This window comes from Pseudomonas sp. Au-Pse12, from assembly GCF_021341665.1.
GTDB lineage: Bacteria > Pseudomonadota > Gammaproteobacteria > Pseudomonadales > Pseudomonadaceae > Aquipseudomonas.
Genome location: NZ_JAJTTH010000011.1, coordinates 127,209 through 153,136 on the forward strand (window position 1 = coordinate 127,209; position 25,928 = coordinate 153,136).

Annotated in this window: 27 protein-coding genes and 1 other RNA gene; 21 read left to right on the forward strand and 7 right to left on the reverse strand. The window is 59.2% G+C overall.

What is annotated here, in order from left to right:
- The first annotated feature begins 92 nt into the window (after positions 1-92).
- A complete protein-coding gene (locus LXM55_RS26600; RefSeq protein WP_233323132.1) occupies positions 93-839 on the forward strand; it encodes an OmpA family protein in 747 nt (248 codons plus the stop codon).
- 89 nt (positions 840-928) lie between these two features.
- Here the strand turns inward: LXM55_RS26600 and LXM55_RS26605 are convergent, their stop codons facing one another.
- Entirely contained in the window at positions 929-1,363 is a 435-nt protein-coding gene (locus tag LXM55_RS26605) for a YhcB family protein (RefSeq protein WP_060840980.1), read from the reverse strand.
- 144 nt (positions 1,364-1,507) lie between these two features.
- On the opposite strand from LXM55_RS26605, the gene LXM55_RS26610 reads away from it, so the two are divergent.
- The 3 genes from LXM55_RS26610 to zapE all read left to right on the forward strand — a co-directional run bounded on the left by LXM55_RS26610 (position 1,508) and on the right by zapE (position 4,700).
- Positions 1,508-2,137, forward strand: a complete 630-nt coding sequence (locus LXM55_RS26610) for an alpha/beta hydrolase (RefSeq protein WP_233323205.1) — start codon at positions 1,508-1,510, stop codon at positions 2,135-2,137.
- 24 nt (positions 2,138-2,161) lie between these two features.
- Positions 2,162-3,517 (forward strand): tryptophan--tRNA ligase, encoded by a 1,356-nt coding sequence (locus tag LXM55_RS26615; RefSeq protein WP_233323133.1) that lies wholly within the window; start codon positions 2,162-2,164, stop codon positions 3,515-3,517.
- Between the two features lie 88 nt (positions 3,518-3,605).
- Positions 3,606-4,700 carry a cell division protein ZapE gene (gene zapE, locus LXM55_RS26620; RefSeq protein ID WP_233323134.1) on the forward strand — a complete coding sequence of 365 codons (1,095 nt, stop codon included), beginning with the start codon at positions 3,606-3,608 and terminating at the stop codon, positions 4,698-4,700.
- A gap of 42 nt (positions 4,701-4,742) precedes the next feature.
- Here zapE and LXM55_RS26625 read toward each other — a convergent pair whose 3' ends face one another.
- On the reverse strand, positions 4,743-5,642 hold the full coding sequence (locus tag LXM55_RS26625) for a GlxA family transcriptional regulator (protein ID WP_233323206.1): 900 nt from the start codon (positions 5,640-5,642) through the stop codon (positions 4,743-4,745).
- Positions 5,643-5,886: 244 nt separating this feature from the next.
- Here LXM55_RS26625 and LXM55_RS26630 point away from each other — a divergent pair, with 244 nt between their 5' ends.
- Positions 5,887-7,023: an acyl-CoA dehydrogenase family protein gene (locus tag LXM55_RS26630; protein WP_233323135.1), complete on the forward strand. Its 1,137-nt coding sequence runs from the start codon at positions 5,887-5,889 to the stop codon at positions 7,021-7,023.
- 59 nt (positions 7,024-7,082) lie between these two features.
- On the opposite strand, the gene LXM55_RS26635 is transcribed toward LXM55_RS26630, so the two are convergent.
- On the reverse strand, positions 7,083-8,123 hold the full coding sequence (locus tag LXM55_RS26635) for an NADP(H)-dependent aldo-keto reductase (protein WP_233323136.1): 1,041 nt from the start codon (positions 8,121-8,123) through the stop codon (positions 7,083-7,085).
- Between the two features lie 247 nt (positions 8,124-8,370).
- Here LXM55_RS26635 and rplM point away from each other — a divergent pair, with 247 nt between their 5' ends.
- The 7 genes from rplM (at position 8,371) to LXM55_RS26670 (ending at position 13,245) form a co-directional block, all read left to right on the forward strand.
- Complete coding sequence (gene rplM, locus LXM55_RS26640; protein ID WP_007928449.1) at positions 8,371-8,799, forward strand: 50S ribosomal protein L13; 429 nt, start codon at positions 8,371-8,373, stop codon at positions 8,797-8,799.
- A 14-nt stretch (positions 8,800-8,813) separates the two neighbouring features.
- Entirely contained in the window at positions 8,814-9,206 is a 393-nt protein-coding gene (gene rpsI / locus LXM55_RS26645; protein WP_003228056.1) for a 30S ribosomal protein S9, read from the forward strand.
- Positions 9,207-9,461: 255 nt separating this feature from the next.
- A complete protein-coding gene (petA, locus tag LXM55_RS26650; protein WP_047306018.1) occupies positions 9,462-10,055 on the forward strand; it encodes a ubiquinol-cytochrome c reductase iron-sulfur subunit in 594 nt (197 codons plus the stop codon).
- Positions 10,055-11,266, forward strand: a complete 1,212-nt coding sequence (locus LXM55_RS26655) for a cytochrome b (RefSeq protein WP_233323137.1) — start codon at positions 10,055-10,057, stop codon at positions 11,264-11,266. Before petA ends, LXM55_RS26655 begins: the two co-directional genes overlap by 1 nt.
- Positions 11,266-12,045, forward strand: coding sequence for a cytochrome c1 (locus tag LXM55_RS26660; protein ID WP_233323138.1), 780 nt, complete (start codon positions 11,266-11,268; stop codon positions 12,043-12,045). The genes LXM55_RS26655 and LXM55_RS26660 overlap by 1 nt, the downstream gene beginning before the upstream one ends.
- A 152-nt stretch (positions 12,046-12,197) precedes the next feature.
- Positions 12,198-12,815: a glutathione S-transferase N-terminal domain-containing protein gene (locus tag LXM55_RS26665; RefSeq protein WP_233323139.1), complete on the forward strand. Its 618-nt coding sequence runs from the start codon at positions 12,198-12,200 to the stop codon at positions 12,813-12,815.
- 16 nt (positions 12,816-12,831) lie between these two features.
- Complete coding sequence (locus tag LXM55_RS26670) at positions 12,832-13,245, forward strand: ClpXP protease specificity-enhancing factor (protein WP_233323140.1); 414 nt, start codon at positions 12,832-12,834, stop codon at positions 13,243-13,245.
- A 50-nt stretch (positions 13,246-13,295) separates the two neighbouring features.
- Here the strand turns inward: LXM55_RS26670 and LXM55_RS26675 are convergent, their stop codons facing one another.
- From LXM55_RS26675 to LXM55_RS26690, 4 genes are all read right to left on the reverse strand, one after another.
- Entirely contained in the window at positions 13,296-13,874 is a 579-nt protein-coding gene (locus LXM55_RS26675) for a BON domain-containing protein (RefSeq protein ID WP_233323141.1), read from the reverse strand.
- Positions 13,871-14,464, reverse strand: a complete 594-nt coding sequence (locus LXM55_RS26680) for a phosphoheptose isomerase (RefSeq protein WP_015636934.1) — start codon at positions 14,462-14,464, stop codon at positions 13,871-13,873. The genes LXM55_RS26675 and LXM55_RS26680 overlap by 4 nt, the downstream gene beginning before the upstream one ends.
- 104 nt (positions 14,465-14,568) lie before the next feature.
- Positions 14,569-14,940, reverse strand: coding sequence for a YraN family protein (locus tag LXM55_RS26685; RefSeq protein WP_233323142.1), 372 nt, complete (start codon positions 14,938-14,940; stop codon positions 14,569-14,571).
- Positions 14,940-16,751: a penicillin-binding protein activator gene (locus LXM55_RS26690; protein ID WP_233323143.1), complete on the reverse strand. Its 1,812-nt coding sequence runs from the start codon at positions 16,749-16,751 to the stop codon at positions 14,940-14,942. The genes LXM55_RS26685 and LXM55_RS26690 overlap by 1 nt, the downstream gene beginning before the upstream one ends.
- 219 nt (positions 16,752-16,970) lie before the next feature.
- On the opposite strand from LXM55_RS26690, the gene rsmI reads away from it, so the two are divergent.
- The 9 genes from rsmI to mraY all read left to right on the forward strand — a co-directional run bounded on the left by rsmI (position 16,971) and on the right by mraY (position 25,923).
- Positions 16,971-17,843, forward strand: a complete 873-nt coding sequence (gene rsmI / locus LXM55_RS26695; RefSeq protein WP_233323144.1) for a 16S rRNA (cytidine(1402)-2'-O)-methyltransferase — start codon at positions 16,971-16,973, stop codon at positions 17,841-17,843.
- Between the two features lie 72 nt (positions 17,844-17,915).
- Positions 17,916-18,269: RNase P RNA component class A (rnpB, locus tag LXM55_RS26700), an RNA gene on the forward strand.
- A gap of 308 nt (positions 18,270-18,577) precedes the next feature.
- Complete coding sequence (gene mraZ / locus LXM55_RS26705) at positions 18,578-19,033, forward strand: division/cell wall cluster transcriptional repressor MraZ (RefSeq protein WP_011063319.1); 456 nt, start codon at positions 18,578-18,580, stop codon at positions 19,031-19,033.
- Positions 19,030-19,977, forward strand: a complete 948-nt coding sequence (gene rsmH / locus LXM55_RS26710; protein ID WP_442799787.1) for a 16S rRNA (cytosine(1402)-N(4))-methyltransferase RsmH — start codon at positions 19,030-19,032, stop codon at positions 19,975-19,977. Before mraZ ends, rsmH begins: the two co-directional genes overlap by 4 nt.
- Positions 19,974-20,267: a cell division protein FtsL gene (gene ftsL, locus LXM55_RS26715; RefSeq protein WP_011063317.1), complete on the forward strand. Its 294-nt coding sequence runs from the start codon at positions 19,974-19,976 to the stop codon at positions 20,265-20,267. Before rsmH ends, ftsL begins: the two co-directional genes overlap by 4 nt.
- Positions 20,264-22,003, forward strand: coding sequence for a peptidoglycan D,D-transpeptidase FtsI family protein (locus LXM55_RS26720; protein WP_011063316.1), 1,740 nt, complete (start codon positions 20,264-20,266; stop codon positions 22,001-22,003). Before ftsL ends, LXM55_RS26720 begins: the two co-directional genes overlap by 4 nt.
- Positions 22,003-23,466 (forward strand): UDP-N-acetylmuramoyl-L-alanyl-D-glutamate--2,6-diaminopimelate ligase, encoded by a 1,464-nt coding sequence (locus LXM55_RS26725; RefSeq protein WP_233323145.1) that lies wholly within the window; start codon positions 22,003-22,005, stop codon positions 23,464-23,466. The genes LXM55_RS26720 and LXM55_RS26725 overlap by 1 nt, the downstream gene beginning before the upstream one ends.
- Entirely contained in the window at positions 23,459-24,841 is a 1,383-nt protein-coding gene (locus LXM55_RS26730; RefSeq protein ID WP_233323146.1) for a UDP-N-acetylmuramoyl-tripeptide--D-alanyl-D-alanine ligase, read from the forward strand. The genes LXM55_RS26725 and LXM55_RS26730 overlap by 8 nt, the downstream gene beginning before the upstream one ends.
- The gene (gene mraY, locus LXM55_RS26735) at positions 24,841-25,923 is read left to right on the forward strand and encodes a phospho-N-acetylmuramoyl-pentapeptide-transferase (protein WP_016966661.1); all 1,083 of its coding nucleotides are present in this window, start codon (positions 24,841-24,843) and stop codon (positions 25,921-25,923) included. The genes LXM55_RS26730 and mraY overlap by 1 nt, the downstream gene beginning before the upstream one ends.
- The last annotated feature ends 5 nt before the right edge of the window (positions 25,924-25,928 follow it).

The window sequence follows — 25,928 nt, forward strand, 5'->3', positions numbered from 1 at the left end:
CGGAATTTTTGCCGTTCTGCGTGTTCCAACGCCAGCAAAGGTCTGTTGCCAACGTCCGCTGCACCACAGAATGCAAAATGTAGGAGCTTTCCATGTTCACCTCGCGTCGTTTGATTGTTGTCGCTACTGCTGTGGCCTTGTTGTCCGGCTGCGCTTCGCCTAATCCCTATGACAATCAGGGGCAGGCCGACGGCGGCTCGTCGGGCATGAGTAAAACCGCTAAATACGGTGGCCTGGGAGCCCTGGCCGGTGCGCTGGCCGGTGCTGCCATCGACCATAACAACCGTGGCAAAGGCGCCTTGATCGGGGCCGCCGTGGTCGGTGCTTCCGCCGCAGGTTATGGCTACTACGCTGACCAGCAGGAGAAGAAGCTGCGCGCCAGCATGGCCAACACCGGGGTTGAGGTGCAGCGCCAGGGTGATCAGATCAAACTGATCATGCCGGGTAACATCACCTTCGCCACCGACTCGGCGAATATCGCGCCAAGCTTCTACCAACCACTGAACAACCTGGCCAACTCGCTGCGTGAGTTCAACCAGAACCAGATCGAGATCGTCGGCTACACCGACAGTACCGGCAGTCGCCAGCACAACATGGATCTGTCCCAGCGTCGTGCCCAGAGCGTGGCGACCTACCTGACCTCCCAGGGTGTCAGCGGCGCCAACCTGTCCGCTCGTGGTGCCGGTCCGGATAATCCGATCGCCAGCAACGCCGACGTCAATGGCCGTGCGCAGAACCGTCGGGTGGAGGTCAACCTCAAGGCGATTCCGGGCCAGCAGTATCAGCAACCGAACCAGCAGTATCAGCAGCCCTACCAGCAGCAAGGTCAGCAGTACTGACAGTACCCCTGATCGGCCTGGCTCAACCCCAGGCACAAAAAAAGCCCGCCCGATGCAGATCGGGCGGGCTTTTTAATGGCTGAGGCGAATTACTTCTTCAGGCCATAGTGTTCGTCGAGCATGCCGGGGGCGTTCGGTGTCTTCGGCGCGTAGTCCCGCGGCGGTTCCTGATCCCGTGGCGGTGTCAGGCGTTCGCGTGGAGCCTGTACCGACTCCGAGTGCAGGGCGGCCAGCAGGCGCTGGCGGGTCAGTTCGTCCAGGGCCAGGCGGTTGGCACCCTCGGCGAGATGATCCTGCACTTCCTGATAGCTCTGGGTAAGCTTCTTGACCAGGGTTGCGGTGCTGTTGAAGTGCGTCACCACTTCATTCTGATAATTGTCGAAACGTTCCTGAATATCATCCAACTGACGCTGCGTGCGGTTAGGCGCGGCATTGGGCAGCAGGCGAGCAACCAGGAATCCAATGGCGACACCCGCGACCAGGGCAAGAGTCGGCAACAACCAAACTAAGAGCGAGTGTTCCACGAGTCCTTCCTCTATAAACGGCTTTGCTTTACGTTAACGGCTCGAACCTGCGCTGTATACCGCGATTCACTCGCAATAGATTGGCACAGACCATTTGCTAGACGAGTCGACCCCCTTCGAGGTCACGGAGTTCCTTCCTTGCTTATGCGTGAAACCCCTGTAGTGATTGCCGGCCCGGTGGGCCAACTGGAAGCCCTGTATCTGCCGGTGCCAGATGCGCGTGGCGTGGCGTTGATCTGTCACCCCAATCCGGTGCAGGGCGGCACCATGCTCAATAAAGTGGTATCCACCCTGCAGCGTACTGCGCGGGATGCCGGGCTGATCACCCTGCGCTTCAACTATCGCGGCGTGGGGGCCAGTGAAGGCAGCCACGACATGGGCAGCGGCGAAGTCGATGATGCCCAGGCGGCTGCGCAGTGGTTGCAGGCCCAGCACCCGGACCTGCCTCTGACCCTGCTGGGGTTCTCCTTCGGCGGCTTTGTCGCGGCCAGCCTGGGCGGACGCCTGGAAGCCCAGGGCGTATCGCTCAAGCACCTGTTCATGGTGGCTGCGGCGGTCACTCGCCTGCGTGAAAGCGACCTGCTGCCGCAGAGCTGCCCGCTGACCCTGATCCAGCCGGAAACCGATGAGGTCATTGACCCCCAGGCGGTCTACGACTGGTCCGCTGCGCTTGTTCGCCCCCATGAGCTGCTGAAAGTGGCAGAATGCGGGCACTTTTTTCATGGCAAGCTCACCGATCTGAAAGATCTGGTACTGCCGCGACTCTCGAATTGATAGCAGTCTGATAAGCGATTACCCATGACTACTCGTACGCGTATCCTCACCGGCATCACCACCACCGGCACCCCGCACCTGGGCAACTATGCCGGTGCGATTCGTCCGGCGATCGTCGCCAGCCGCGACAGCAATGCCGATTCCTTCTACTTTCTGGCCGACTACCACGCGCTGATCAAGTGCGATGACCCGCTGCGTATCCAGCGTTCGCGCCAGGAAATCGCCGCCACCTGGCTGGCCGGTGGCCTGGATGTGGAGCGCGTGACCTTCTATCGCCAGTCGGACATTCCGGAAATCCCCGAGCTGACCTGGTTGCTGACCTGCGTGGCGGCCAAGGGCCTGCTCAACCGTGCCCATGCCTATAAAGCCTCGGTCGACAAGAACGTCGAAGCCGGTGAAGACCCGGATGCCGGCATTACCATGGGCCTGTATAGCTACCCGGTGCTGATGGCGGCAGACATTCTGATGTTCAACGCGCACAAGGTGCCGGTGGGGCGAGATCAGATCCAGCACGTGGAAATGGCCCGGGACATCGGTCAGCGCTTCAACCACCTGTTCGGCCAGGGCAAGGAGTTCTTCACCATGCCCGAGGCGCTGATCGAGGAAAGTGTCGCCACTCTGCCTGGCCTGGACGGTCGCAAGATGTCCAAGAGCTACGACAACACCATCCCGCTGTTCACCAGTGCCAAGGATATGAAGGACGCGATCTCGCGGATCGTCACCGACTCCAAGGCGCCAGGCGAGGCCAAGGATCCGGACAACTCTCATTTGTTCACCTTGTTCCAGGCGTTCTCGACTCCGGCGCAAGCTGCCGAGTTCCGCGGCGAACTGCTCCAGGGCCTGGGTTGGGGCGAGGCCAAGAACCGCCTGTTCCAATTGCTGGATGCCGAGTTGGGCGAAGCGCGCGAGCGTTATCACCAACTGATCGCGCGCCCGTCGGACCTGGAAGACATTCTGCGTGCCGGCGCCGTCAAGGCCCGGGCCGTGGCCACGCCGTTCCTCGGCGAACTGCGTGAGGCGGTGGGCCTGCGTTCGTTTGCCGCTCAGGTACAGGTGGCGGCCGCGACCAAGAAGAAAGCCGCCAAGGCTGCCCGCTTCATCAGCTTCCGCGAGGACGATGGCAGCTTCCGCTTCCGTTTGCTGTCCGCCGATGGGGAGCAATTGCTGCTGTCGCGCAACTTCGCTGACGGCAAGGCCGCGGGTGCTGTAACCAAGCAGTTGCAGTCGGGCCAGGCGCTGGACCTGCGTACTGAGGCCAATGCCTTCAGCGTCTGGCTGGACGGTGCTTGTGTGGCCGATAGTCCGGACTTTGCCGATGCTGCTGCGCGTGACGCTGCTGTCGATGCATTGCGGATTGCCCTGACCCCAGCGCAGGACTAATCGGAATCTTCCCGACCAAGGGCTGATTGCCATTCCCCAGGGCCGTCGCTAAAGTGACGGCCCGTTTTTGTTGCCTTGCTAACGAATTATGACGCCCCTAGAACGATACCAAGCAGATCTGAAACGCCCGGATTTCTTTCATGACGCGGCACAGGAAACGGCTGTGCGTCATTTGCAGCGCCTGTATGACGATCTGATCGCGGCCGAGCAAAACAAGCCGGGCCTGCTCGGCAAGCTCTTTGGCAAGAAGGATCAGGTGCCGGTCAAGGGCCTGTACTTCTGGGGCGGAGTGGGGCGCGGCAAGACTTATCTGGTGGATACCTTCTTCGAAGCCTTGCCATTCAAGGAAAAGGTACGCACGCACTTTCACCGTTTCATGAAGCGCGTACACGAAGAAATGAAAACCCTGGGCGGCGAGAAGAATCCGCTGACCATCATCGCCAAGCGCTTCTCGCAAGAGGCGCGGGTGATCTGCTTCGATGAATTCTTCGTGTCTGACATTACCGACGCGATGATTCTCGGCACTCTGATGGAGGAACTGTTCAAGAATGGCGTGACCCTGGTCGCCACCTCGAACATCGTTCCGGACGGCTTGTACAAGGACGGCTTGCAGCGTGCGCGGTTCCTGCCGGCGATTGCCCTGATCAAGCAGAACACCGAGATCGTCAACGTCGACAGCGGTGTCGACTATCGTCTGCGGCATCTGGAACAGGCCGAACTGTTTCACTATCCGCTGGACGAGGCGGCTCATGAAAGTTTGCGCAAGAGCTTCCGCGCGCTGACGCCAGAGTGCACTCAGTCGGTGGAAAACGATGTGTTGATCATCGAAAACCGTGAGATCCGCGCGCTGCGTACGTGTGATGATGTGGCCTGGTTCGATTTCCGTGAGCTGTGCGACGGTCCTCGCAGCCAGAACGACTACATCGAACTGGGCAAGATCTTTCATGCCGTGTTGCTCAGTGGCGTGGAGCAGATGAGCGTCGCCACCGACGACATCGCCCGGCGCTTCATCAACATGGTCGACGAGTTCTACGACCGTAACGTCAAACTGATCATTTCCGCCGAGGTTGAGCTCAAGGACCTCTATACCGGTGGTCGTCTGACGTTCGAGTTCCAGCGTACCCTCAGCCGTCTGCTGGAGATGCAGTCCCACGAGTTCCTGGCGCGGGCGCACAAGCCGTAATCGTCACCCAATAAAAAAGGGCCTGCATTGCAGGCCCTTTTTTTATGCCGCCTGTTGCTGGAACTGTTGGCGGTACTGGTTGGGAGAAAGCTCGGTGTGCTGGCGGAAAAGTCGGGCGAAGAAGCTGGCGTCGTCGTAGCCGACTTCGTAGCTGATGGTCTTGATGCTCTTGCGTGTTCCCGAGAGCAGGCCCTTGGCGGTTTCGATGCGCAGGCGTTGCAGGTAATGCAAGGGCTTGTCGCCGGTGGCGGTCTGGAACCGGCGCATGAAGTTGCGAATGCTCATGCCATGCTCGCGGGCCACGTCTTCGAAGCGGAACTTGTCGGCGAAGTGCTCTTCAAGCCAATGCTGGATCTGCAGGATGATGACGTCCTGGTGCAGTTTCTGGCCGCCGAAGCCGATGCGTCCGGGAGCGTAGCTGCGCTGCACTTCATAGAGGATGTCCCGGGCCACGGCCTGGGCCACGTTGGCCCCACAGAAGCGTTCGATCAGGTAAATGTACAGGTCGCAGGCCGAGGTAGTGCCGCCGGCGCAATAGAGGTTGTCGGCGTCGGTCAGGTGTTTGTCCTGATTGAGCTGGACCTGGGGGAAGCGTTCGCTGAAGGCGCTGAAGAAGCGCCAGTAGGTGGTGGCTTCCTTGCCGTTGAGCAGCCCGGCTTCGGCCAGCCAGAACACGCCGGTGGCCTCGCCGCAGAGCACGGCACCGCGGGCGTGCTGGGCACGCAGCCAGGGCAGTATCTGTGGATAACGCTGGCACAGGGTGTCGAAGTCGTCCCAGAACGCCGGGAGGATGATCACGTCTGTGTCTTCCAGCGGGCCGTCCACCGGCATGATCACGTTGCTGAAGCTGCAAACCGGCTGGCCATCGGGACTGACCAGGCGGGTTTCGAAGGCCGGGGTCAGGCCTTGGCCCAGTTGTTTGCCATAGCGCAGGCTGGCCAGATGGAAGAAATCCTTGGCTTGCATGAGGGTGGAGGCGAAAACCCGGTCGATAGCCAGGATGCTGACGCGCCGCAAGGGCGTGGAGGTTTGGTTAGACATAATTCAATTGTTCTTATAGGGGAAAGTGGTCACCAGACGGCTGGATCGTCTTATTTTTTGTCGGATGTGTCCAGTGTCCTGTGCAGGTGGCTGGCCTTAGGCTCTGGCAGCCAACCCATGATCAATAAACATCACAGGTGCCTGCATGATCCCTAGAACCTTGTTCAGTTCCGAGCACGAACTCTTCCGTGACAGCGTGCGTACGTTCCTTGAAAAAGAGGCTGTGCCTTTCCATGGTGAGTGGGAAAAACAGGGCTATATCGACCGCCAGTTGTGGAACAAGGCCGGGGAGGCGGGGATGCTGTGTTCACACATTCCCGAGGAGTACGGCGGCCTGGGTGCGGATTTTCTCTACAGTGCGGTGGTGATCGAGGAGATCGGCCGGCTGGGGCTGACGGGCATAGGTTTTTCTCTGCATTCGGACATTGTTGCGCCCTACATCCTGCATTACGGCAGTGAGGCGCTGAAGCACAAATACCTACCCCGTCTGGTGTCGGGGGAGAGGGTGACAGCCATCGCCATGACCGAGCCGGGTGCCGGCTCCGACCTGCAAGGGGTGAAGACCACGGCGGTGCTCGATGGCGACGAATATGTGATCAACGGCTCCAAGACCTTTATTACCAACGGCTATCTGGCGGACCTGGTGATTGTGGTGGCCAAGACCGATCCCAAGGCCGGCGCCAAGGGCACCAGCTTGTTCCTCGTGGAGGCCGACACGCCTGGGTTCTCCAAGGGCAAGCGCCTGGAGAAAGTCGGGATGAAGGCCCAGGACACTTCGGAGCTGTTCTTCCAGGATGTGCGGGTGCCCAAGGAAAACCTGCTGGGGCAGGCTGGCATGGGCTTCGCCTATTTGATGCAGGAGTTGCCCCAGGAGCGCCTCACCGTCGCCATCGGCGGCTTGGCCAGTGCTGAGGCAGCGTTGCAATGGACCCTGGAGTACACGCGTGAGCGCAAGGCTTTCGGCAAGGCGATTGCCGATTTCCAGAACACCCGTTTCAAGCTGGCGGAGATGGCCACGCAAATCCAGATTGGCCGGGTGTTTGTCGATCGCTGCCTGGAGCTGCACCTGCAAGGCAAGCTCGATGTGCCAACGGCGGCAATGGCCAAGTACTGGGGGACCGATCTGCAGTGCAAGGTTCTCGATGAGTGTGTGCAGTTGCACGGTGGCTACGGCTTCATGTGGGAGTATCCGATAGCCCGTGCCTGGGCGGATGCCCGAGTGCAGCGCATCTACGCCGGGACCAACGAGATCATGAAGGAAATCATCGCTCGTTCACTCTAGAAGTCGGCTGCCGGCGAATGAACAGCGCGCATTCGCCGGCGAGCCCGCTCCTGACGTGTTCAAGGGGCGGGGTTGGGGTGGTCCTTATGAATCGCCTCGATCCCGGCCAGGAGCTCTTCCGACAATTTCAATTCGGCGCTGGCGATGTTGCTATCCAGCTGTTCCAGGGTGGTTGCACCGATGATGTTGCTGGTCACGAACGGTTGCTGGTTGACGAAGGCCAGGGCCATCTGCGCCGGGTCCAGGCCATGTTCGCGTGCCAGGGCTACGTAACGGCTGCAGGCCGCTTCCGATTGGGGGTTGAAGTAGCGGCTGAAGCGGCTATAGAGGCTTAGTCGAGCCTTGGCTGGCCGGGCGCCACCTTCGTATTTGCCAGACAGGTAGCCAAAGGCCAGTGGGGAGTAGGCCAGCAGGCCACATTGTTCGCGAATGGCAATTTCCGCCAGGCCCACTTCAAAACTGCGGTTGAGCAGGTTGTAGGGGTTCTGGATCGACACCGCGCGAGGCCAGCCACGGCTTTGCGCCAGTGCGAGGAACTTCATGGTGCCCCATGGCGTTTCATTGGACAGGCCGATATGGCGGATCTTGCCGGCCTTGACTTGCTCGTCCAGGGCTTCGAGGGTTTCTTCCAGAGGGGTGAAGTCTTCGTCGGCCTGGTGCTTGTAGCCCAGTTGACCGAAGAAGTTGGTGCTGCGCTCGGGCCAGTGCAACTGATAAAGGTCGATCCAGTCGGTCTGCAGGCGCTTGAGGCTGGCATCCACGGCTTCGACTATGTGTTTGCGGTTGTGCTTGAGGTGTTTGTCGCGGATGTAGTCGATGGTGTTGCCTGGGCCGGCGATCTTGCTGGCCAGGATCCAGTCGGCGCGGTCGCCGCGTTGCTTGAACCAGTTGCCTATATAGCGCTCGGTGGTGGCGTAGGTTTCGGCCTTGGGCGGCACCGGGTACATTTCGGCGGTGTCGATGAAGTTGATTCCGGCGCTCTTGGCTCGCTCGATCTGAGCGAAGGCCTCTGCCTCGGTATTCTGCTCGCCCCAAGTCATGGTACCCAGGCAAATCGCACTCACATTCAGATCGGTTCGGCCTAGCTGGCGGTAGTCCATCGGGTACTCCCTTGGCAAAACAATCATAAAAGCAGGTTGAATTTTTTTTCGCAATCTGCATAATTCGGCAGCTCTTTCTGCAGTGGAAGTGATGCGCCGCCTGCCGAAGAATCTTGCCGTATATCAGACGCGCTGACCCGAGCCCCCGATAGCGTCTGTGTCCGGCTGCCTTTGACCTTGTCAAAGTAAGCACTATTCAGTAAGATCCGCCGTCTATTTTGCTGGGCGGCCCCTGAGGCTATAAAGAATGAAAACTTTTACTGCTAAACCGGAAACAGTAAAGCGCGACTGGTTCGTCGTCGACGCTGCTGGTCAGACCCTGGGTCGTCTGGCCACCGAAATCGCGAGCCGTCTGCGTGGCAAGCACAAGCCTGAGTACACTCCTCACGTTGACACCGGCGACTACATCGTCGTGATCAATGCCGAGCAGGTACGTGTTACTGGCGCTAAAACCACTGACAAAATGTACTACTCCCACTCCGGTTTCCCGGGCGGCATCAAGTCGATCAACTTCGAAAAGCTGATCGCAAAAGCCCCTGAGCGCGTGATCGAGACCGCGGTAAAAGGCATGCTGCCTAAGAACCCGCTGGGTCGCGACATGTACCGTAAGCTGAAAGTCTATGCGGGCGCTGCACACCCTCATACTGCTCAGCAGCCCCAAGAACTGAAGATTTAACGGAATAGTTCATTATGTCGGCGACTCAAAATTACGGCACTGGCCGTCGCAAGACTGCAACCGCACGCGTTTTCCTGCGTCCGGGCACTGGCAACATCTCGATCAACAACCGCTCCCTGGATAACTTCTTCGGCCGCGAAACTGCCCGCATGGTAGTTCGTCAGCCGCTGGAGCTGACCGAGACCGTTGAGAAGTTCGATATCTACGTCACCGTTATCGGCGGCGGTGTAAGTGGTCAAGCTGGCGCAATCCGCCACGGTATCACTCGCGCTCTGATGGATTACGACGAAACTCTGCGCAGCGCTCTGCGTAAAGCTGGTTTCGTAACCCGTGACGCACGTGAAGTTGAACGTAAGAAAGTGGGTCTGCGTAAAGCGCGTAAGCGTCCGCAATACTCCAAGCGTTAATTCGCTACTGCGTTCAAAAAAACGCCCAGCCTCCTTTTGGAGCTGGGCGTTTTTTATTGTCTAAAATTTGCTCTGTGACAACTTGCCACATCCACGGAGGCCCTATACTACAAGGCTTCGGGCCAGGTCGGCTTGGTAATTACCTTGTCAGAATAGGGGCTTTTCATTACCATTCGGCAAAATTTTTATAAGTTCAGATTTTTACTTAGTAGATGCCTGATTTAACAGGCCACAAAGCTGATGGGAGAGGACTGAATGAGCAATGACGGCGTGAATGCAGGCCGGCGTCGCTTCCTAGTAGCAGCCACATCCGTGGTGGGTGCTGCTGGAGCGGTGGGGGCTGCGGTCCCGTTCGTGGGGTCATGGTTTCCCAGTGCCAAGGCGAAAGCCGCAGGTGCACCGGTGAAGGTGAATATCAGCAAGATCGATCCAGGTCAGCAGATGATTGCTGAGTGGCGTGGTCAACCGGTATTCATCGTCCGCCGTACCGAGGAAATCCTGGGGAATCTTAAAAAGATCGAGGGCCAGCTGTCTGACCCTGACTCCAAGAACTCAGTACAACCAACCTACGTCGACCCGGAAGTGCGTTCGATCAAGCCAGAGATCCTGCTGCTGATCGGTATCTGCACCCACCTGGGCTGTTCTCCGACCTTCCGTCCTGAGGTGGCGCCTGCGGATCTGGGCAAGGACTGGGTAGGTGGCTATTTCTGCCCTTGCCACGGCTCCCACTACGATCTGGCTGGTCGCGTCTACAAGGCGCAGCCTGCGCCCCTGAACCTGCCAGTACCCCCGCATTCCTATGAGTCGGATGACATCATCGTCATTGGCGTCGACACGGAGAAAGCGTGATGAGCAAGTTCATGGATTGGGTTGATGCGCGCTTCCCCGCGACCAAGATGTGGGAAGACCATCTCAGCAAGTATTACGCTCCGAAGAACTTCAACTTCTTCTATTTCTTTGGCTCCCTGGCACTGCTGGTTCTGGTTAACCAGATCGTTACCGGTGTCTGGCTGACCATGAGCTACACCCCTTCGGCGGAAGAGGCCTTTGCTTCCGTTGAATACATCATGCGCGACGTCGAGTACGGCGCGATCTTGCGTCTGCTGCACTCCACCGGCGCTTCGGCGTTCTTCATCGTGGTCTATCTGCACATGTTCCGTGGTTTGCTCTACGGTTCGTATCAGAAGCCGCGTGAGCTGGTGTGGCTGTTCGGCATGCTGATCTACTTGGCGCTGATGGCTGAGGCCTTCATGGGCTACCTGCTGCCTTGGGGCCAGATGTCCTACTGGGGTGCCCAGGTGATCATTTCGCTGTTCGGTGCGATCCCCGTTATTGGTGACGACCTGACTCAGTGGATCCGTGGCGACTACCTGATTTCCGGGATTACCCTGAACCGCTTCTTCGCCCTGCACGTGGTAGCCCTGCCGATCGTGATTCTCGGTCTGGTGGTGCTGCACATCCTGGCGTTGCACGAAGTGGGTTCGAACAACCCGGATGGCGTCGATATCAAGAAGAACAAGGACGAGAACGGCATCCCGCTGGATGGTATTCCTTTCCACCCTTACTACACCGTGAAGGATATCGTCGGCGTAGTGGTGTTCCTGTTCATCTTCTGCTCGATCGTGTTCTTCTTCCCGGAAATGGGCGGTTACTTCCTTGAGAAGCCGAACTTCGAGCAAGCCAACCCGTTCAAGACCCCCGAGCACATTGCTCCAGTTTGGTACTTCACACCGTTCTACGCGATCCTGCGTGCGGTGCCAGACAAGCTCTTGGGTGTTATCGCCATGGGCGCTGCAATTGCGGTCCTGTTCGTACTGCCTTGGCTCGACCGTAGTCCGGTCAAGTCCATGCGCTACAAAGGCTTGCTGAGCAAGATCTGGTTGCTAGTGTTCTGCATCTCGTTCGTGATCCTGGGTGTGCTGGGTGTGTTGGCGCCAACTCCAGGCCGTACGCTGTTGTCGCAGGTATGTACCTTCCTGTACTTCGCCTACTTCATTCTGATGCCGTTCTATACCAGGCTCGAGAAGACCAAACCGGTTCCGGAAAGGGTGACTGGCTGATGAAAAAGCTATTTGCTGTACTGATTCTTGCTGCTATGCCTGTGTTGTCTTTCGCGAATACCGCTGGTCCTGAATTGGAGAAGGTTGATATCGACCTGTCCGACAAGGCTGCCCTGCAAGACGGCGCGCGTACTTTTGCCAACTACTGCATGGGCTGCCACAGCGCCAAGTTCCAGCGTTATGAGCGGGTTGCCGATGACTTGGGCATTCCTCACGACCTGATGTTGAGCAAGCTGGTATTCACCGGTGCCAAGATCGGTGACCACATGAGCATCGGTATGCAGCCTGCGGATGCCAAGACCTGGTTCGGTGCAGCGCCACCTGACCTGACTCTGGTGGCTCGTGTTCGTGGTACTGACTGGCTCTATGGCTACCTCAAGTCCTTCTACGAGGATCCGGCGCGCCCTTGGGGTGTGAACAACAAGGTGTTCCCGAATGTGGGCATGCCTAACGTTCTGGTCGGCCTGCAGGGGCGCCAGGTGGTCGGCTGTAAGCAGGTGCAGATCGTCGAAGACGGCAAGAAGCAATATGATCCGTTGACCGGTACGCCGCTGACTCATGAGGCATGCGATCAACTGACCGTCAAGGAAAACACCGGTAGCCTCAACGAGGCGCAGTTCGACGAGAAGGTCAAGAATCTGGTGACCTTCCTGGCTTACTCGGCCAACCCGGTGAAACTGCAGCACCAGCGCATCGGTACTTACGTACTGCTGTACCTGGCCTTCTTCTTCGTGTTCGCCTATCTGCTCAAGCGCGAATACTGGAAGGATGTGCACTGATAGCTTTTTAAGCGTCAGTTGTTGAGCGTGCGCGCCCAAGGGCGTCTCTGAAACTGTAACAACCCTGTATCATTCGGGGGTTACCAGAGGCGCCCTGAGGGCGCGCTTGTTTTTTCTGCTTCCGATAATTTCAACAAGCGAGGAGGATCGCCATGGGCGTGACCAATCGGTTGGCCTGTTACTCCGACCCCGCCGACCACTATTCCCACCGGGTGCGCATTGTGCTTGCGGAAAAGGGTGTCAGCGCCGAGATCATCAGTGTGGAGGCGGGGCGTCAGCCGCCGAAGCTGATCGAAGTGAATCCTTATGGGAGCTTGCCTACGCTGGTCGATCGCGACTTGGCGTTGTGGGAGTCGACAGTGGTGATGGAGTACCTGGATGAGCGTTATCCACATCCGCCATTGCTGCCGGTCTATCCTGTCGCGCGAGCCAACAGTCGTTTGCTGATGCATCGAATCCAGCGTGACTGGTGTGGGCAAGTGGATCTGATTCTTGATTCGCGGACCAAGGAAGCTGCACGAGTGCAGGCGCGTAAGGAACTGCGCGAAAGCTTGACGGGGGTTTCTCCGTTGTTTGCCGACAAGCCATTCTTCCTCAGTGAGGAACAAAGTCTGGTGGACTGCTGCCTACTGCCCATACTCTGGAGATTGCCGATCCTGGGTATCGAACTGCCGCGGCAGGCCAAGCCGCTGCTTGATTATATGGAACGCCAATTTGCGCGTGAGGCTTTCCAGGCGAGTTTGTCTGGCGTCGAACGCGATATGCGCTGAGGCTTAAGGAGCCGCTATGAACTCCAGTCGACCTTATCTGGTCCGCGCGCTCTACGAGTGGATTGTGGACAACGATTGCACCCCGCACATGCTGGTCAATTCCGACTACCCAGCGGTGCAGGTGCCCCAGGGGTTTGCCAGTGATGGGCAGATCGTCCTGAATATTTCTCCCAGTGCTGTGCGTCATTTGCATATGGATAACGACGTGGTGACCTTTGAAGGGCGCTTCGGTGGTGTGCCTCATAGCCTGCATGTGCCGGTTGCGGCGATCCTGGGGATCTATGCGCGTGAGAATGGCCAGGGCATGGTTTTCGATCTGGAGTCGCCTCTGGATGAAGAGGACGACATCGAGCCGGATGACGACCTGCCGCCACCGGATAGTGAGCCGCCGCGCCCCAGTGGCCGGCCCAGCTTGAAAGTGGTCAAGTAATAAAAAAGGCGATCCAACGGATCGCCTTTTTTGTCTCTGGCAGCTGATCGTCAGTCGATGTACTCGAACAATTTGACGATTTTCTGTACCCCGGAAACGCTCTGTACCACGTTGGTGGCTTGGGCGGCTTCCTGTTGGGTCAGCAGGCCCAGCAAGTAAACGATGCCATTTTCAGTCACTACCTTGATCCGCGAAGCAGGCACGTTGGCGTCGGCGAGCATCTGGGTCTTGATCTTGGTGGTCAGCCAGCCATCGTTCTGGCGAGCCAGGAAGCCGGACGGTGGCAGTACCTGCAGTTCGTTGTGCACCTTCTTGACGCGCTGCACTTCACTGGCGGCCTGTTCGGCCATGGCCTTGAGGTCCGGGCGGGGTGTCTGGCCAGCCAGCAGGACGATGCCGTTGAAGCTGGTGACGACGATGTGCGAGTTGTTTTCCAGGTCCGGGCTGGCTTTGGCTACGTTGACGGCGACTTTGGTCTCGATCAGTGAGTCGTCGATCTTGCTGCCAAAGGTGCGGGTGCCGCGGTCATCATCAATGGGCTTGTCGCGGGTGGCGGTAATCACTGAGCTGCAACCAGTGATGCTCAGGCACAAGGTCAAGGCCAGGAGGCCAAGGCGATTAGGGGTCATTCTTCACTCCCGAACAATTGGCTGTCGATCAGATCGCAGAGGCAATGGATCGCCAGCAGGTGGACTTCTTGAATGCGTGCAGTGACGGTGGCCGGTACGCGAATCTCGACATCTTCAGGTAGTAGCAAGGAGGCCATGCCCCCACCGTCACGGCCGGTCAATGCTACGACAATCATTTCGCGATCATGTGCGGCCTGGATCGCTTGAATAATGTTTGCAGAGTTGCCGCTGGTGGAAATGGCCAGCAACACATCGCCGGGCTGGCCCAGGGCGCGGATCTGTTTGGAGAAGACTTCGTTGTAGCTGTAGTCATTGGCGATCGAGGTGATGGTTGAGCTGTCGGTGGTCAGGGCAATGGCCGGCAGGCTCGGGCGCTCGCGTTCGAAACGGTTCAGCAGTTCGGAGGAAAAATGCTGGGCGTCGCCGGCAGAGCCGCCATTGCCGCAGGAGAGCATTTTGCCCTCATTGAGCAGGGCGTTGACCATGACCTGGCTGGCTTGCTCGATGTGCGGTGCAAGTACGTCCATCGCCTGTTGCTTGGTGTCGATACTGGCCTGAAAAAGCTGGCGAATTCGGGATTGCATGTCCATCTGTGTGACCTTAAGTGGCGCGGCTTGGTGGCACGTAAATGTGCAGCCCGCAAAGCAAAGAGCAAAAAAGTTGAGTGAAAAAGGGTGCGGCCTGAGGGCTTCTTTCAGCTATCAAAGGCATTGCGTAGCCAGTTCAAGCGGGCTTCTGCACCCGAGGCGCCGTCAATGGCGACCACGTCGAAACGGCAGGGGTGATTGGACCAGCGTGATTCGCTTTGCAGGAAAAACTGTGCGGCAAGGATCAGTTTTTGACGCTTGCGCCCATCAATACTGTCCAGTGCGCCACCCCATTGCGTGTGTTTTCTGTAGCGGACTTCGACGAATACTACTGTATCGCCGTCAAGCATGACCAGATCAAGCTCGCCGCGTTTGCACAGCCAGTTCTGCGCCAGAAGGCGCAGTCCTTGCTGCTGGAGATGCCGGAGCGCTTGGCTTTCGGCATCTCGTCCACTGTGCTGGCTTGATCCTTGTGGCATTAGCGTGGCGTATCTGGCAGTCGGGTCACCTGACCGCCGACGAACTTGGCCCATGGTAGTTGGCGCTCGATGCGCTGCCCTGGAGCCATGCCCAGGCTGCCGGATTCGCCTTCGATTCGGCTGTCTGGCAGAGCCTTGAGTTGGCCCAGGCGTGGCGCCAGGCGGTAGGCGTCAACGCCCATTGCGTACAGGCGCCCGAGGCTGCCGCCGGCTTGCGGCCATTGTGCGGTGACCTGGCGGCGCAGTGGGCTGTTGGCATCCAGCAGCCAAGGGGTTTCGCAGAACATCACGCCGTTCATGTCGTTGTACTGATTCTGGTCGCCACTGGCGCTGAACACGTTGGAAGTGGCATAGACCGGAACGTCGCCAGCGTACTGGAAGTTCAGTGTCGGCTTGATCTGCTGTGCCTGTTGCGGGGTGGAGGCGAGGAAAATGAATTCGATGTCCTGGCGGCGCGATGGCTGTGCGGCAACCTGGGTGCCTACCGTGCTCTGCAGGCTCTTGGCGCGACCTTCGCTCTGGCGCAGCTTGAACAGGTCGGCAATCTGCTGGGCCAGGGCAACTGGCTGATCAACGCGCTCGATACCAATCACGCTGCCACCGTTGGCTTCCCAGTCCTGGCGGAAGGCCTTGAGTACGCGATCACCCCACTCGCCTTTTGGAACCAGGGCGGCGGCGCGGTGCAGGCCATCGGCGCGGGCGCGACGAGAAACCTCGCGAGCTTCGTCCTCGGCTGCCAGGCCAAATTGGAACAGTTGCGCAGGGCCTTGTTCGCCTTCGCTGTAGTTCAGCGCCAGGGTGGTGATCGGCAGTTGCGGGCGTGCGGCAAGTTGCTTGACCAGGGGCTTTTCCAGTGGGCCAACCACCAGTTGCACACCGGCAGCCTGGGCTTTGCGATAGAAGTCATCCAGGGAGCTTAGGCGCGAGCTGTCATAGAACTCGATGCTGGGCGGCTTCTGCCCGGCTTGCTGGGCCTGATAGTGAGCAGCCATGAAGCCTTCGCGCAGGGCTTTGGAAACCGAGGCCAGAGGGCCGTCCTGTGGCAGCAGCAAAGCGATCTTCGAGACTGGCTGGCTGGCCAGTTCCTTGAGCTTGACCAGGGGCTGCGGCAGTTGGATGGCGGCAGGGTGTTTTGGATTCTGTGCGCGCCAGTTATCGATGGCTGCTTGCTGCTGTTCCAGGGTGCCAGCAGTCTTGACTGCCAGGGCCAGGTTCATCCAGCCCGCGAGATCGTCGTTGCCGGCGGGCTGCAGTTGGTCGGTAGGCAGGGCGGCAATTAGAGCCCAGATAGCTTCGTGGTTTTTGGCGGCTGCATCATCTTTCAATAGTGGGGCAAGGGTGATTCGCTCTTTAGCGGCAGCCAGGGTCTGGCCGTCGGCTTCCAGCGCGCGAGCATGAACGCTGCCGGTGCGAATCTGTTGTGCTGCCGGTAGTTCGCCCAGGTGCTGCAGGCTTGGGTGGCTCAATGCGCTGAGCGCAGCTTTCGGCTGGTTGCGGACCATGGCCAGCTCGGCAGAGAGGGTGCTGGCAAAGATCTGCTGGGCAGGTTTGAGTTGATCCAGCTGCACTTGCTGCAGGATCTGTCCGGCGCGTCCGGCATTGCCTTGGCGATACGCCATGTCGGCAGCGCTCAGGCGCAGCAACGCTGCTTTTTCCGGGGTTTTGCTGGTGGCGGCCTGTTCGAGCAGTTGCTCGATACTGGCATCCGGTGTCCGTGGAAGTTCGCCAAGGCTGGAAGAGGGCGAGCTGGCGCAAGCCACCAAAAGGGTAGCCAGGCAGAGGGCAAGAAACAGCCGCAGGCAAGCGATCATGTAAGTGTTCCTGATACTCGATCAAATGAGCGTGGAATTGTACCCAAGCGCTGGCTGGGGTGCGATGTTACTGGCGATAAACCGTCGATTTAGCTCAAGCAAATGTTGCTTTGGGGTCTAAAAGGTCGCAAAGGAGTGCGGTAGTAGCTGGTCGCCAGGCGTATTGAGAATGCTTCAACGCGCTACAATGGCGCTTTTGTCGATCAAGAGGTGTGCGCTTTGACTGCTCCAGGTCCTTTGAATTCCGCTGCTGGCTCGCTTTATGTGGTGGCGACGCCCATCGGCAACCTGGACGATATCAGCGCCCGGGCCTTGAAGTTGTTGCGTGAGGTGTCATTGATCGCTGCCGAAGACACTCGGCACTCCCAGCGACTGATGCAGCACTTTGGTATTTCCACGCCTTTGGCGGCCTGTCATGAGCACAATGAGCGTGATGAGGGCAGTCGCTTCATTACTCGCCTGTTGGCAGGGGATAACGTTGCCTTGATCTCCGATGCGGGTACTCCATTGATTTCCGATCCGGGTTATCACCTGGTGCGCCAGGCTCGGGCGGCAGGTATCAATGTAGTTCCCGTGCCTGGAGCCTGTGCACTGATCGCCGCCTTGTCGGCAGCGGGATTGCCTTCGGATCGATTTATCTTCGAGGGCTTTCTGCCTGCCAAGGCGGTTGGGCGTCGGGCTCGGCTGGAAGCGGTCAAGGAAGAGCCGCGTACGCTGATTTTCTATGAGGCGCCGCATCGTATTCTTGAATGTCTGCAGGACATGGAGTCGGTATTCGGTGGTGAGCGGCCGGCATTGTTGGCTCGGGAGCTGACCAAGACCTTTGAAACCCTCAAGGGGTTGCCGCTTTCCGAGTTGCGTCAGTTCGTCGAGTCCGACAGCAATCAGCAGCGTGGCGAGTGTGTGGTGCTGGTCGCGGGGTGGACCGCGCCGGAAAGTGATGAGGCGATCAGTAGTGAGTCGATGCGTATCCTTGACCTGTTGCTCAAGGAAATGCCGCTGAAACGGGCTGCTGCTTTGGCGGCTGAAATCACGGGTGAGCGCAAGAATGTGCTGTATCAGGTGGCCTTGAATAAACAGAAAGAACAATAAATTGCGTAGCAGGGTGGCCAAAGGCTTTTAGCGCTTGTTCTTCGTTCGCTCTGCCGTTAACCTGCGCGGCGGAGAGTCGATTGGACAGTCGCTGCCCTCTATGAAAATTAGAGGGGGGAGGAAAGTCCGGGCTCCATAGGGCGGAGTGCCAGGTAATGCCTGGGGGGCGTGAGCCTACGGAAAGTGCCACAGAAAATAACCGCCTAAGCACTTCGGTGCCGGTAAGGGTGAAAAGGTGCGGTAAGAGCGCACCGCACGTCTGGTAACAGTTCGTGGCTAGGTAAACCCCACTCGGAGCAAGACCAAATAGGGTTCCAAGGCGTGGCCCGCGCTGGAACCGGGTAGGTTGCTAAAGATGTCCAGTGATGGCCATCGTAGAGGAATGACTGTCCTCGACAGAACCCGGCTTACAGATCGACTCTCCACCTTTTCCCTCCCTGCTTGAATCAATAGCAGAAGCGTTTTTGTAATACCGAAAAAATCTTACTCTTAATAAATTACTTTAACTTCGCGCTGCAGCTTATTGAGCTGTCAGAAGTTGATGCTCTGGAACACCATCCGAATTCTCGTGACCTCTCCTTAAAGTCTCCTAAATCTCCGTTCTATAAGGCTTTTCCGTCGCTGCGCGCCTTGACGGTGGTGTGGGCGCATTCCTATAGTGTGCGCAAGTGGCGGAAAGTGGCATGAAGTGGGTTTTTTGAGCGCAAAACGCTAAAATTTGGAGAAACGCTGACGTGTTTCGCGGAGCTAACGCTATCAGTCTCGATGCAAAAGGCCGTCTCGCCATGCCGAGCCGGTATCGTGACGAGCTCGTTTCGCGAAGTTCCGGGCAGTTAATCGTCACGATCGATGCTGTTGATCCATGTTTGTGTGTTTACCCCCTCGATGAGTGGGAGCTGATTGAAACCAAACTGCGCGCACTGCCTTCTCTTCGTGAAGAGAACCGTCGTTTGCAGCGTTTGCTGATTGGTAATGCCGTCGACCTTGAACTCGATGGCAGTGGTCGTTTTCTGGTGCCGCCGCGCCTGCGTGAATATGCCAAGTTGGATAAGCGCGCAATGCTGGTGGGCCAACTGAACAAGTTCCAATTGTGGGACGAGGATGCCTGGAATGCTGTTTCCGCAGCTGACCTGGCGGCTATTCAACAACCGGGCGCCATGCCTGATGAACTGCGTGATCTGATCCTGTGACTATTGATAGCGGCTTTAACCACATCACCGTGCTGCTTGACGAAGCCGTCGAGGCTCTCGCCGTGCGCCCTGATGGCTGCTATCTGGATGGCACCTTTGGGCGCGGGGGGCATAGCCGGCTGATTCTCAGCAAGCTCGGACCCGAGGGCCGGCTCCTCGGATTCGACAAGGATCCCCAGGCGATTGCCACCGGGCAAGCGCTAGCGGCCGAAGACGGCCGCTTTGTCGTTGTACAGCGCAGTTTTGCCGAGCTCGGTTCGGAAGTCGCGGAGCGCGGCCTGGCGGGCAAGGTCAGTGGTGTCCTGCTGGACCTGGGTGTGTCTTCACCGCAGTTGGACGACCCGGAGCGCGGCTTCAGTTTTCTCAATGATGGCCCGCTGGACATGCGCATGGACCCAACCCGTGGCATCAGTGCTGCGCAGTTCATCGCCACGGCTCCGGTAGAGGAGATTGCCCGGGTATTCAAGGAGTACGGCGAAGAGCGTTTCTCCGGCCGCATGGCGCGAGCCGTGGTCGAACGCCGCGAGATCCAGCCATTCGAACGCACCGCCGACCTGGCTGAAGTGCTGAAAGTCGCCAACCCCGCGTGGGAAAAGGGCAAGAACCCTGCCACCCGTGCTTTCCAGGGCCTGCGAATTCACGTCAATAACGAACTGGGCGACCTCGAAGCCGGCCTTGAAGCGGCACTGGAGTCCCTGGAAGTGGGCGGTCGTCTGGTGGTGATCAGTTTCCACTCGCTGGAAGATCGCATCGTCAAACTGTTCATGCGCCGCCTGGTGAAGGGCGAGTCCGATAACCTGCCGCGCAATCTGCCGGTACGTTTCGAAGCCTTCGTGCCGAAAATCAAGGTCCACGGCAAAGCGCAGTTCGCCTCCGAGGCAGAACTCAAGGCCAACCCTCGTGCCCGTAGTGCCGTCATGCGTGTTGCGGAGAAGCTTCGGTGAGCAAGCTTTTCGCCAAGCCACTTCCAGGCGGAAGCTTTTTCATGTTCCTGCTATTTGTCGGCGTGCTGGTCTCCGCGATTGCGGTGTCCTACAGCGCTCACTGGAATCGTCAATTGCTCAACACGCTGTATGGCGAGCTGAGCGTGCGTGACAAGGCTCAGGCCGAATGGGGTCGGCTGATCCTCGAGCAAAGTACCTGGACTGCCCACAGCCGCATCGAGGTGCTGGCCACTGAGCAACTGAAGATGCACATTCCCGGCGCGGCCGAAGTCCGCATGGTGGCGCCATGAAGCTTGAAGGCGCGCTCTATCCTTGGCGTTTTCGTGTTGTGCTGGGATTGCTGGCGGTCATGGTGTCGGCGATTGCCTGGCGCATCATTGACCTGCAGGTGGTCGACCGTGACTTCCTCAAGGGGCAGGGTGATGCGCGAAGTGTTCGGCATATTCCCATTCCCGCGCACCGTGGCTTGATCACGGACCGCAATGGCGAGCCTCTGGCCGTCAGTACGCCGGTCACCACCCTGTGGGCCAATGCCAAGGAAATGCAGCTGGCCAAGGATCGCTGGCCGGCACTGGCCATGGCTCTCGGCCAAGACCCCAAGGCCCTGGCCGAGCGTCTTGAGGCCCAGGCCAATAAAGAGTTCATCTATCTGGTTCGCGGGCTGACTCCGGAGCAGGGCCAGTCGGTACTCGATCTGAAGGTTCCCGGTGTCTATGGCATCGAGGAGTTCCGGCGTTTCTACCCCGCTGGCGAAGTCACTGCGCACATGGTGGGTTTCACTGATATCGACGACCGCGGTCGCGAAGGCGTGGAGCTGGCCTATGACGAATGGCTCGCTGGGGTTCCGGGCAAGCGCCAGGTCATCAAGGACCGGCGCGGCAGGCTGATCAAGGACGTTCAGGTCACCAAGAACGCCAAGGCTGGCAAGCCCTTGGCGTTGTCGATTGACCTGCGCCTGCAATACCTGGCCAATCGCGAGCTGCGCAATGCCATCGTCGAGAACGGTGCCAAGGCCGGCAGTCTGGTGATCATGGATGTGAAGACCGGCGAGATCCTGGCCATGGTCAACCAGCCGACCTACAACCCGAACAACCGCCGCAACCTGCAGCCGGCGATGATGCGCAACCGCGCGATGATCGACGTGTTCGAGCCCGGCTCGACCATGAAGGCGATCTCCATGAGTGCTGCGCTGGAAACCGGGCGCTGGAAGCCCAGCGATACCGTTGAGGTCTACCCGGGCACCTTGCAGTTGGGCAAATACACCATTCGCGACGTTTCCAAGACGGAAGGTCCGGTACTCGACCTGACCGGCATTCTGATCAACTCCAGTAACGTCGGCATGAGTAAGGTCGCCTTCGATATCGGCGGCGAAACAATTTTCCGTCTGGCACAGAAAATCGGTCTGGGCCAGGACACGGGGCTCGGTTTCCCTGGCGAGCGGGTCGGCAACCTGCCGAACTACCGTGAATGGCGCAAGGCGGAAACCGCAACCCTGTCTTATGGCTATGGCCTGTCGGTAACGGCGATCCAGCTGGTGCATGCGTTCTCCGCGCTGGCTAACAACGGCCGTATCGCTCCGCTGACGCTGATCAAGTCCGACAAGACTCCGCAAACCACTCAGGTGATTCCGGAAAATGTCGCCAAGACCATGCAGGGCATGTTGCAGCAGGTGATCGAAGCCCCTCGTGGCGTATTCCGGGCTCAAGTCCCGGCCTATCACGTGGCAGGCAAGAGTGGTACCGCGCGCAAGACTTCGGTGGGCACCAAGGGCTATGCCGAGAACTCTTACCGCTCGCTGTTCGCCGGCTTCGGTCCGATGAGCGATCCACGCTACGCCATCGTGGTGGTGATCGATGAACCGAGCAAAGCCGGTTACTTCGGTGGCCTGGTATCGGCGCCGGTGTTCAGCAAAGTGATGTCCGGCACCCTGCGCCTGATGAACATTACTCCGGACAACCTGCCGACCACGCAGCAGGCCAATGCCGCATCCGGTACCCCAGTACGAGCCAATGGAGGGCGCGGCTGATGTCTCTTAGCCTGAACAAGATTTTCGCCCATGCCGGTCGCGACCTGCTGATTCGCGAGCTGACCCTGGACAGTCGCAATGTGCGTGCCGGGGACCTGTTTCTGGCGGTGCCCGGCGCCAAGTTCGATGGTCGTGCACACATTGCCGATGCACTGCAGCGCGGGGCGGCGGCCGTGGCCTATGAAGTGGAAGGGGCAACTGTGCTGCCGCTGACCGACGCGCCGTTGATTCCGGTCAAGGGCCTGGCTGCGCAGCTTTCGGACATTGCAGGGCGCTTCTATGGCGATCCGAGCCGTCAGCTGAACCTGGTGGGCGTGACCGGCACCAACGGCAAGACCAGTGTGACTCAATTGGTGGCCCAGGCCCTGGATCTGCTGGGGCAGCGTTGTGGCCTGGTGGGCACGCTGGGTACCGGTTTCCATGGCGCGCTGCAAAGCGGTCTGCACACCACACCGAATCCGATTGCCGTGCAGGCCACCTTGGCTGACCTGAAAAATGCCGGGGCCAAGGCCGTGGCTATGGAAGTTTCGTCCCATGGCCTGGATCAAGGGCGCGTGGCAGCACTGGCCTTCGATGTCGCAGTGCTGACCAACCTGTCCCGTGATCACCTGGATTATCACGGGACCATGGAAGCCTATGGTGCGGCCAAGGCCAAACTCTTTGGCTGGACCGACCTGCGTTGCCGGGTGATCAACCTCGACGATGATTTCGGCCGGCAATTGGCTGCCGACAAGCACGAGTCGCGACTGATCACTTACAGCCTCGAAGACTCCGCGGCTTATCTGTACTGCCGCGAAGCGCGCTTTGATGACGATGGCGTGCGCGCGACCCTGGTGACCCCGCAAGGTGAGCACCATCTGCGTAGCTGCCTGCTCGGGCGCTTCAACTTGAGCAACGTGCTGGCTGCAGTGGGGGCGTTGCTGGGCCTTGAATATGCGCTGGATGAAATCCTCGCGGTCCTGCCCAAGCTGGAAGGCCCCGCCGGACGCATGCAGCGCCTGGGTGGCGGTACTCAGCCGCTGGTGGTGGTGGACTACGCCCACACGCCGGACGCGCTGGAAAAAGTCTTGCTGGCCCTGCGCCCACACGCCAAGGGGCGCCTGCTGTGCCTGTTCGGCTGTGGCGGTGATCGCGATCGCGGCAAGCGTCCCTTGATGGCTGAAGTGGTCGAGCGCCTGGCCGATGGTGTGCTGGTGACCGACGACAACCCGCGTACTGAAGAGCCCGCGCAGATTTTTGATGATATTCGTGCTGGCTTCAGTGCTGCGCAAAAGGTTGAGTTCATCGCCGGTCGCGGGCCGGCGATTGCGCGCTTGATCGCCTCTGCGTCGGCCGATGACGTCGTGGTGCTGGCGGGCAAGGGGCATGAGGATTACCAGGAAATCAATGGCCAGCGACATGACTTCTCCGATCTCGCCGAGGCGGACAAGGCCTTGATCGCGTGGGAGGCGGCCCATGCTTAAAGCCATGCAACTCAGTGAAGTTTGCGCTCCATTGGACGCCCGCCTGATCGCGGGCGACGCTCGTTTTAGCGGAGTCAGTATCGATAGCCGGGCGATCCAGGCCGGCCAGCTGTTTGTTGCCTTGACGGGCCCGCGTTTTGACGGCCATGACTACCTGAATGAAGTGGCGGCCAAGGGCGCCGTGGCGGCTTTGGTTGAGCGTGAAGTGCCCGACAGTACGCTGCCGCAATTGCTGGTCAAGGACACACGGCTGGCGCTCGGGCAGTTGGGCGCTTTGAATCGCGCCGCCTTCAGCCGTCCGGTCGCTGCAGTTACTGGCTCCAGCGGCAAGACCACGGTCAAGGAAATGCTTGCCAGCATCCTGCGTACCCGTGGTCCGGTGCTCGCCACCCGGGGCAACCTGAACAATGATCTGGGTGCGCCGCTGACTTTGCTGGAGCTGGCCCCGGAGCACACGGCTGCGGTCATCGAGCTGGGCGCATCGCGCATTGGCGAGATTGCCTACACCGTGGCCATGACTCGCCCGCATGTGGCGATCATCAACAACGCCGGTACCGCTCACGTTGGTGAGTTTGGCGGGCCGGAGAAGATCGTCGAGGCCAAGGGTGAAATCCTTGAAGGCCTTGATGGCACTGGTATTGCGGTGCTCAACCTGGATGACAAAGCCTTCCCGATCTGGAAGGCCCGCGCTGCAGGTCGTCAGGTGCTGAGCTTCGCCCTGGACAACAAGGCGGCCGATTTCTACGCCTCCGATATCGGTCGTGATGCCCGTGGTTGCCCGTCCTTCAAACTGCACAGCCCCAAGGGGGTGGAAGCGGTACAACTGAACTTGCTGGGCACCCACAACGTGGCCAATGCCCTGGCCGCGGCGGCCGCTGCCTACGCCATGGGCGTTTCGCTGTTCGGTACCGTCACTGGCCTGAATGCGGTGCAGCCGGTCAAGGGGCGTACCGTCGCCCAATTGGCCAGGAACGGCATGCGGGTCATCGATGACACTTACAATGCAAACCCCACCTCAATGTGCGCCGCCGTTGATATACTCGCCGGCTTTTCCGGCCGCACCGTCCTGGTGCTCGGAGACATCGGCGAGTTGGGCGAGTGGGCGGAGCAGGGGCACCGCGAAGTAGGTGCATATGCCGCTGGCAAGGTTTCGGCCCTGTATGCCGTTGGCCCGATGATGGCTCACGCCGTTGCCGCTTTCGGCGAGCATGCGCGCCACTTCGCCAGCCAGGCTGACCTGATTGCCGCCTTGGGCGTCGAGCAAGACCCAAATACCACCCTTTTGATCAAAGGATCGCGCAGCGCGGTGATGGAAAACATCGTCGCGGCTTTGTGCGGCTCCCATCTTCAAGAAAAAGACGGAGAGAAACATTAATGCTGCTGCTGCTAGCGGAGTACCTGCAACAGTTCTACAAAGGCTTCGCGGTCTTTCAGTACCTGACCCTGCGCGGGATTCTCGGGGTACTGACTGCGCTGTCTTTGGCGCTGTGCCTGGGTCCGTGGATGATCCGTACTCTGCAGAACCGCCAGATCGGCCAGGCTGTGCGTAATGACGGTCCGCAATCCCATCTCTCCAAATCGGGCACGCCAACCATGGGCGGCGCACTGATTCTTTCGGCCATTGGTATCAGCACCCTGCTGTGGGCGGACCTGCGCAACCACTATGTGTGGGTCGTGCTGGTGGTCACCCTGGCCTTCGGTGCCATCGGCTGGGTTGACGACTATCGCAAGGTGATCGAGAAGAACTCCCGTGGCCTGCCCAGCCGCTGGAAGTATTTCTGGCAATCGGTGTTTGGCCTCGGCGCCGCGATCTTCCTTTATATGACTGCCCAGAGCCCGGTGGAAACCACGCTGCTGATCCCGATGCTCAAAGACGTGAGCATTCCGCTGGGTGTCGGTTTTGTGGTCCTGACCTATTTCGTCATCGTCGGTTCGAGCAACGCGGTCAACCTGACCGACGGCCTCGATGGCCTGGCGATCATGCCGACGGTGATGGTCGGCGGCGCGCTGGGGATCTTCTGCTACCTGTCGGGTAACGTGAAGTTCGCCGAATACCTGCTGATTCCTTATGTACCGGGAGCCGGTGAGCTGATTGTCTTCTGCGGCGCGCTGATTGGCGCCGGCCTGGGCTTCTTGTGGTTCAACACCTACCCGGCGCAAGTCTTCATGGGCGACGTCGGCGCGCTGGCGCTGGGCGCGGCCCTGGGCACTATCGCGGTGATCGTCCGTCAGGAAATCGTCCTGTTCATCATGGGCGGCGTGTTCGTGATGGAAACCCTGTCGGTGGTGATCCAGGTGGCTTCCTTCAAATTGACCGGTCGCCGGGTGTTTCGCATGGCGCCGATTCACCACCACTTTGAACTCAAGGGCTGGCCCGAGCCGCGTGTGATCGTCCGTTTCTGGATCATCACCGTGATTCTGGTGCTGATCGGCCTTGCCACCCTGAAGCTGAGGTAGAACGA